Annotated in this window: 8 protein-coding genes; 7 read left to right on the forward strand and 1 reads right to left on the reverse strand. The window is 65.0% G+C overall.

Going from position 1 to position 6464, the window contains the following annotated elements; all coding sequences use genetic code 11:
- Window positions 1–65 precede the first annotated feature (65 nt).
- From YH64_RS11315 to YH64_RS11335, 5 genes are all read left to right on the forward strand, one after another.
- Window positions 66–860: an ABC transporter permease gene (locus YH64_RS11315; protein ID WP_046804177.1), complete on the forward strand. Its 795-nt coding sequence runs from the start codon at window positions 66–68 to the stop codon at window positions 858–860.
- On the forward strand, window positions 861–1682 hold the full coding sequence (locus YH64_RS11320; protein WP_046804178.1) for an ABC transporter ATP-binding protein: 822 nt from the start codon (window positions 861–863) through the stop codon (window positions 1680–1682). It abuts the gene before it with no gap.
- A gap of 115 nt (window positions 1683–1797) precedes the next feature.
- Window positions 1798–1980 (forward strand): DUF4089 domain-containing protein, encoded by a 183-nt coding sequence (locus YH64_RS11325; protein WP_046804179.1) that lies wholly within the window; start codon window positions 1798–1800, stop codon window positions 1978–1980.
- On the forward strand, window positions 1977–3365 hold the full coding sequence (locus YH64_RS11330; protein ID WP_143215334.1) for an AtzE family amidohydrolase: 1389 nt from the start codon (window positions 1977–1979) through the stop codon (window positions 3363–3365). Before YH64_RS11325 ends, YH64_RS11330 begins: the two co-directional genes overlap by 4 nt.
- 64 nt (window positions 3366–3429) lie before the next feature.
- Window positions 3430–4137 (forward strand): GntR family transcriptional regulator, encoded by a 708-nt coding sequence (locus YH64_RS11335; protein ID WP_046804181.1) that lies wholly within the window; start codon window positions 3430–3432, stop codon window positions 4135–4137.
- A gap of 13 nt (window positions 4138–4150) precedes the next feature.
- On the opposite strand, the gene YH64_RS11340 is transcribed toward YH64_RS11335, so the two are convergent.
- The gene (locus YH64_RS11340; RefSeq protein WP_046804182.1) at window positions 4151–4693 is read right to left on the reverse strand and encodes an antibiotic biosynthesis monooxygenase; all 543 of its coding nucleotides are present in this window, start codon (window positions 4691–4693) and stop codon (window positions 4151–4153) included.
- A 199-nt stretch (window positions 4694–4892) separates the two neighbouring features.
- On the opposite strand from YH64_RS11340, the gene hpxZ reads away from it, so the two are divergent.
- The gene (gene hpxZ / locus YH64_RS11345) at window positions 4893–5267 is read left to right on the forward strand and encodes an oxalurate catabolism protein HpxZ (RefSeq protein WP_046804183.1); all 375 of its coding nucleotides are present in this window, start codon (window positions 4893–4895) and stop codon (window positions 5265–5267) included.
- A gap of 180 nt (window positions 5268–5447) precedes the next feature.
- Window positions 5448–6002 carry an NADPH-dependent FMN reductase gene (locus YH64_RS11350; RefSeq protein ID WP_046804184.1) on the forward strand — a complete coding sequence of 185 codons (555 nt, stop codon included), beginning with the start codon at window positions 5448–5450 and terminating at the stop codon, window positions 6000–6002.
- The last annotated feature ends 462 nt before the right edge of the window (window positions 6003–6464 follow it).

Here is a 6464-nt window from a genome sequence, read left to right on the forward strand (position 1 = left end):
CCGCAACCTCAACCGTGCCCGCAAGCGCGACCACGACCGCGACCGCGACAAAGGCACCGACCGCCATGACCGCCCCCTCCGCCCCCACCAGGCAGCCGCCGCGCAAGTTCAACGGCGCACGCTTTCTGCCGCTGATCGGCCCCCTGGCGCTTTTCGTGATCTGGGACCTGGTGGTGCGACTGCAACTGGTCAGCCCCGTGCTGCTGCCCACGCCCAGCGCCACCATCGTGGCCCTGGTCAAGGGGCTGGCCGGCGGGCCGCTGCTGTGGGACTTCCTGTCGTCGCTGAACCGCACGCTGCAAGCCTTCGTGATCGCCGGCGTTATCGGCGTGCCGCTGGGTGTGCTGCTGGGCAGCAATGAAAAGGCGTATCGCAGCGTGGAGTTCCTGGTGGACTTCTTTCGGTCGACGCCGTCGTCCGCGCTGATCCCGCTGTTCCTGATGATCTTTGGCGTCACCGACATGAACAAGATCGCCATCGCCGCGTTCGCCGCCGTGCTGGTGATTCTGTTCAACAGTGCCTATGGCGTCATCAACGCACGCAAGCAGCGCGTGATGGCGGCCCGCGTGATGGGCGCATCGCGCTGGCAGATCTTCAAGGACGTGCTGATCTGGGAAAGCCTGCAACCCACGTTCGTCGGCCTGCGCAGCGGCGTGTCGATGGCGCTGGTGATCGTGATCGTGGCGGAAATGTTCATCGGGTCCGACAGCGGCCTGGGCAATCGCATCATCAACGCGCAGCAGGTGCTGAACGTGCGCGAGATGTACGCGGCCATCCTGGCGGCCGGCGCGTTGGGCTATGTGCTGAACATTATTTTTCTTGTGCTGGAAAAGCGCGTGGTCCATTGGAGCGGCCGATAAATGTCCACCGTCATCAACCCCATCATCGCCCCCGCCCCCGCCGCCGCGCCGTTCGCGCCCGGCCCCTTGGGCACGCACATCACCATCCGTGGCCTGACCAAGTACTTCGCGGGCTGGCCGCTGTACGAAGACTTCAACCTGGACATCCCCAAGGGCAAGATCGTGTCGGTCTTCGGCCCCAACGGCTGCGGCAAGTCCACGCTGATCAACATGATCGCGGGCCTCATTCCCATCGATTCAGGCGAGATCCTGTTCGACGGAAAGTCCCTGGCGCAAACCAAGATCGGCTACGTGTTCCAGAACTACCGCGAAGCCATGTTCCCGTGGCTGCGCACCATTGACAACATTGCCTACCCGCTGCGTCTGGAAGGCCGCAGCAAGGCCGAAGTGGATGCGCGCGTGGAAGAGCTGGTCGCCTCGTTCGACGTCAAGTTCGACCTCAAGCGCTACCCGTACGAACTCAGTGGTGGGCAGCAGCAGACGGCGTCCATCATGCGCGCGCTGGCCCCCGGACCCGAGGTGCTGTTTCTTGACGAACCCTTCTCCGCGCTGGACTTCGAGATGACGCTGTTCATCCGCGAAAAGCTGCAAGAAGTGTTTCTGCAAACGGGCACCACGATGTTGCTGGTGTCGCACGATCTGGAAGAAGCCGTGTACCTGGCTGACCAGGTGCTGCTGCTGACCAAGCGCCCCACCCGCGTGGCCGAGATCCTGGACTACACGGATGCCCGCCCGCGCACGGTGGATACGCTGTCCGAGCCCAGCTTTATTCAGATGAAGAAACTGAGCCTGGAGATTTTCCAGCGCGAGGTGCGCCGGTAGACCGGTAGGCCGGTAGGCCGGTCACCACCGCGACTGCGCAGGCAGATCCTCAGGCAAGCACCATCAGCCAAACCTCTTCAGGCAAACCCCCAACGCGTCTATCGGAGCATCCGCCATGACCCAGGAAACCATCGACCATTATGTGCGCAGCGCCTTGGCGCTGTCGGGCTACGCCTTGCGCGAGGCCGCCACGGCCGAAGTCGTGCAACAGTTCTCGCGCATTCATGACATTGCGGCCAGCTTCGTCGACGAGCCCCTGCCCGTCGAACTGGAATCCGCATCGGTGTTTCGTCCGTGAGCGGCCCCGCCATCGACATCGCCCGCCAGGTCGCCAGCGGTGAACGCAGCGCCTTGGCGGTGTTGGACGCCACCTTGGCCCGCGTGCGCGAACGCGACCCCGCGTACAACTGCTTTACCGCCGTGACCGAAGCCCGCGCGCGCCAGGAAGCCGCCGCCATCGACGCGCGCCGCGCGCGTGGCGAAGCATTGCCGCCGCTGGCAGGCGTGCCCTACGCCGTCAAAAACCTGTTCGACATCGCTGATGAAGTGACCTTGGCAGGCGGTCGCGTCAACGCCGCCAATCCGCCCGCCGCGCAAGACGGGCGACTGGTCGCGCGGATGCGGGACGCCGGCGCGGTCCTGATCGGCGCCTTGAACATGGACGAACACGCCTACGGCTTCACCACCGAAAACACGCATTACGGCCCTTGCCGCAACCCGCACGACACCAGCCGCATCGCAGGCGGGTCCTCGGGCGGCAGCGCGGCCGCCGTAGCGGGCGGGCTGGTGCCGCTGACCCTCGGGTCGGACACCAACGGATCCATCCGCGTGCCGGCCTCGCTGTGCGGCGTCTTCGGCTTGAAACCCACCTATGGCCGCCTGCCGCGCACGGGGTCGTTTCCGTTTGTCGGCAGCCTGGACCACCTGGGCCCCTTTGCCGCCAGCGCCAGCGACCTGGCCGCCGCCTACGATGCGTTGCAAGGCCCGGACCCGGACGACGCCGCCTGCGCCCAGCATGCCGTAGACCCCGTGTTGCCCACGCTAGCCTCGGGCGCGCGCACATTGCGCGTGGCCGTGCTGGGCGGCTACTTCGCCGACTGGGCCAGCCCGCAAGCCCGCCGCGCCGTCGAGATCGCCGCGCGCGCGCTGGACGCCACCGCCATCGTCGACATGCCCGGCGCCACGCAAGCGCGCGCCGCGGCCTTCATCATCACGGCGGCCGAAGGCGGCGCGCTGCATCGGCGCAAGCTGGTCACGCATTACGACTACTACGAACCCTATTCGCGCGACCGGCTGGTCGCCGGCAGCCTGGTGCCCGCCGCGTGGGTGCAGCAGGCGCAACGCATCCGCCACCGCGTCTACCGCGAGGCCATGGCGCTGTTCGACCAGTACGACGTGCTGATCGCGCCCGCCACGCCCGTGTCCGCCACGCCCATCGGCACCGACTGGCTGACGCTGGCCGGCAAGGAACTGCCCGCGCGAGCCAGCATGGGGCTGCTGACGCAACCCATCTCATGTATCGGCCTGCCCGTCTGCACCGCGCCCACCTGGCCCGAGACCGAACACGACGGCCACTTGCCACTGGGCGTGCAATTGATCGGCGCGCCTTGGCGCGAAGCCGATTGCCTGGCCGCCGCCTACGCGCTGGAACAAGCCGGCGCGGCGCGCGTGCGCCCGGTCTGAGCTTTCTTTTCATCGCCTTCCGCCACCGTCCGACCGTCCCACCACTCGACATCCAAGGCCCGTTATGGAATCCGCATTCGCCGCCATCGACATGCCCCGCACCCTGGCCGACACCGCCTACGGTGCATTGAAACGGGACATCCTGGATTTCCGGCTGGCCCCGGGCGATCGCTTTACCGAAACCGAAATCGCGGACCGGCTGCAAGTGAGCCGCACGCCGGTGCGCGAAGCGCTGTTCCGGCTGGAGCGTGAAGGCTATCTGGAGGTTCGGCAACGCAACGGCTGGCTGGTCAAGCCGTTGGACTTCAATACGCTGGACCACTTCTACGAACTGCGCAGCGTGCTGGAAACCGCCGCGGTCCATGCCTTGTGTTTGCCGGCCCAGGGCCCCGATCCGCTGCGCGCGCTGCAATCATTGGCCGACACCTGGCTGGTCGCGCCAAGCGACCGGTCCAGCGACGGCGAATGGCTGGCCGACCTGGACGAACGCTTTCATATCGACTTGGTGGCGGCTGCCGGCAACCCGGAGATTGCACGCGTGCATCGCGCGGCCACCGAGCGCATCCGCATCGTGCGTCGCCTGGACTTCACGCTGCAAGACCGTATCGACAACACCTATGAAGAACACGGCGCCATCCTGCGCGCCGTGCTTGGCCGCGACGGCGCCGCCGCTGCGCAGCTGCTGCAAGCGCATATCCGCGACAGCCAAAGCGCGGTGCGAAAGATCACGCTGCACCGCTTGTATTCCACCCGTCCCGCCAAGGCGGCGTGACGGGTGCGCGGCATCACCCGGCCCGCAGCCACCGTTGCAGCACCCGAGAAATCACCGGTATGCAGATGAACACCATAATCGGCGTCAATATCACGCTTGTGATCAAGACGCGCCAGAACACCGGCAGCGCGCTCAGATGCTCGCTGACCAGAATCGAGAACACCAGCAGCACCGGAAAGTACGCCAGCCAGATGCTCACCGCTTGCTTCCAGCGTGGCGGCGCGCTGGCGGCCTTCGGCGCAAACCAGCCGTCCGTGCCTTTGACGCGGTGTTCATGGCTGGCCCGCACCAGGTTCGCCCCGCGTTCCAGCCACATGCGGCGCGGCAAGGATTTTTCCCACCGCAACAGGCTCGCCTCGTCGGTGAAGCGCAGCACGATCTGGTACTGATCGCCCCCTTCAGGCGGTTGCAGCACACCCGATCCCAAAAATCCGGGAAACCCCGCCGCCAGGATTTCGCCCTGGCGCATCCAGGACAGAAAATCGCTATAGCGTTCGGGCGCGATATGACGCGTGACCAGCATGGTGACCGGGGCGGAAACAGCGGAACTGGACATGACGGAACTCCTGGGCAACGGTGTAGCTTGTTATGCAGTGTTAACCCTAGCAATCCCCGTGCCAGCCTTGCGATGCAGCATTCCCCTGGCGTGAACGACATCAACGCGTTGCGCGCCGAAACTTGCGCACCGCAACACACACCATATTGGTGATTACCCCTACACAACGCACCATGCCGGTGCATGCGGAGAAACAGAGATGGACATCAATTTGCCGGACGTCGTGGCCGAGGTCACCGCCGCTTTCGAGCGCTACGAAACCGCGCTGGTGACCAACGACGTCCAGGAACTGGACACGCTGTTCTGGAACAGCCCCCACACCTTGCGCTACGGCGCCGGCGAAAATCTGTACGGCTATGAGGCCATCCGCGAATTCCGCGCCGGACGCTCGCCGCAAGGCCTGGCACGGCGCGTCCTGCGCACCGCCCTCACCACCTATGGCACGGACTTCGCCACCACCAACATCGAATTCCAACGCGAGGGCAGCGACCGCATCGGCCGCCAAAGCCAGACCTGGATGCGCACGCCCGCAGGGTGGCGCGTGGTGTCGGCGCATGTCAGCCTGATGGTGTGACCCGTTGAAGGGCGACGCGCGGCCGCGGCGCTGTCACCGACATGGCGCGCGCGGCCAAGCCGCTGGCCTGCTCTGCCGCAGGACGGCGAAGCTCGCATTAAGACATAACGCGACAATGATTGAGCGCGTCGCCAAGCAGGTCTACACTGGCTTTTCCCTTTCCCGTTGGAGCATTTGCCCATGAGCACCTACAAAATTGCAGTTTTCGTCGGCAGCCTGCGTGCCGCCTCGATCAATTTGCGATTGGCTCGTGCGCTGGAAAAGCTGGTTCCCGCAGACTTCAAGTTCGACTACGTCAGCCTGGGCGACATCCCGCTGTACAACCAGGACAACGAAAACAATCTGCCCGCCCCCGCCGCCAAGCTCAAGCAACAGATCGCCGACGCGCAAGGCCTGCTCTTCGTGTCACCCGAGCACAACCGCTCGCTGCCCGCCGCGTTGAAAAACGCCATCGACTGGGGCTCGCGCCCGTGGGGCCAGAACTCCTGGCCGGGCAAGGCCGCCGGCATCGTCGGCGCATCGCCCAGCGCCGCCGGCACCGCGATGATGCAGCAACACCTGCGCAACATCCTGGCCGCCGAAGGCGCCATCGCGCTGACCACGCCGGAAGTGTTCCTGCAATATTCCGACGGCCTGATCGACGACCAATACACGATCACCAACGAAGGCACCCGCAAGTTCCTGCAAGGCTGGGTCGACCGCTACGTGGACTGGGTCAAGAAACTGAACACCTGATTGCCGCCGCAGCCGGCAGGGCCACGCCCACCGGCGCCGATCGCCCGATCTACCTCCGGGCGATCAAGCCCCCTGACACGTCGGGGGGCTTTTTTTTGCGCCGCGTTTGTGGGGCTGGCGCCGGGGCATGACTGGATGAGCCAGATTTGACCCGATCGAGCCAAATCTGGCCCGCTATAAGTCGTTGATAAGACGCAGGTTATTTTTAATCGAGTCAACTCTGGCTCGATTTCTCGTGAAAAGCGGGCGTTTCCCGGGCATGGCACCAACCGCATGCCACTACAAGTCCGCCAATTTTGCCGCAAGCCATTGATATCGCGCGTCTATTTTCAAGATCCGGTTTCATGGCACGGATGTTGCATTGCTCCGACATCGGACCAGCGCGAGCGCGTACCTGTCGAACGTGCCGCGCGCCGATCCGAACGCTTGACGGCATTGCGGTCGTGACGTGTCGGCATTTAC

Source organism: Achromobacter sp. LC458 (assembly GCF_001005835.2).
Classification (GTDB): domain Bacteria; phylum Pseudomonadota; class Gammaproteobacteria; order Burkholderiales; family Burkholderiaceae_B; genus Achromobacter; species Achromobacter spanius_B.